Annotated in this window: 1 protein-coding gene; it reads left to right on the top strand. The window is 46.2% G+C overall.

Annotated features, from left to right (window positions below):
• On the top strand, positions 1-725 hold a 725-nt coding region (cobM, locus tag A3729_RS08580), incomplete at its 5' end, for a precorrin-4 C(11)-methyltransferase (RefSeq protein WP_068633655.1).
• Between the last annotated feature and the right edge of the window lie 140 nt (positions 726-865).

Below are 865 nucleotides of genomic sequence, written 5' to 3'. Positions count from 1 at the left end.
GTATACTTGAGCGTTGTCCTGTTGTTTTGTACGCCGGTTCATTGATACCCAGAGAGGTCTTGGATTCAGTTGAAGATAAAGCAGAGTTGATTGTCGATACCGCCTCTATCGACTTAGAAGAAATTAGCCAGCACATTGAGAAAGCCCACCAAGAAGGTAAAGACGTTGCGCGGCTTCAATGTGGTGACCCTTCACTTTATGGTGCGATTGGTGAGCAAATTAGACGGCTAGAGCAAGCTGGTATTGATTATGAAATCATACCGGGTGTCAGTGCTGTTGCTGCGTCTGCCGCGTATTTAGGTAAAGAGTTGACCTTGTCTGGCGTTTCTCAAACGCTAATTATGACGCGCTATGAAGGCAAAACTCCGTTTCCTGAGCGAGAGCGGCTTCCGCAGCTGGCACAAAGCGGCGCGACCCTCGCGATCCATCTTGGCGTCACCCGCATCCATAAAATTGTTGGAGAGCTGATTCCGCATTATGGCGAAGACTGCCCTGCAGCTGTGTGTTACAGAACCAGTTGGCCCGATGAAGACAAAGTCACAGGAACATTAAAAGATATCGTCGAAAAAGTACGCGAAAAGAAATTTACTCGAACATCTTTGATCCTGGTCGGTCATGTGTTGGATACCGACGATTTTGCCGATTCTTATCTATATGCCAAAGACAAAGCGCATGTCTATCGGCCCAAGGTTAAACCAGATGTACCGAGACAAGTGAAGCGCTAGCAGCAGAAAACAACACACGTTGTCGGTGAGTTTGATTAAGCACAAAGACAACCAAGATAGAACAACAACGAGAGTACAGCGAGATAAATGATGCAATTAAATAAAATACCTACCACCGTCGTTACTGGCTTTTTAGGAAG

The sequence above is a fragment of the Oleiphilus sp. HI0043 genome, assembly GCF_001634935.1.
This window is presented reverse-complemented; position numbering and strand designations above follow the sequence as displayed.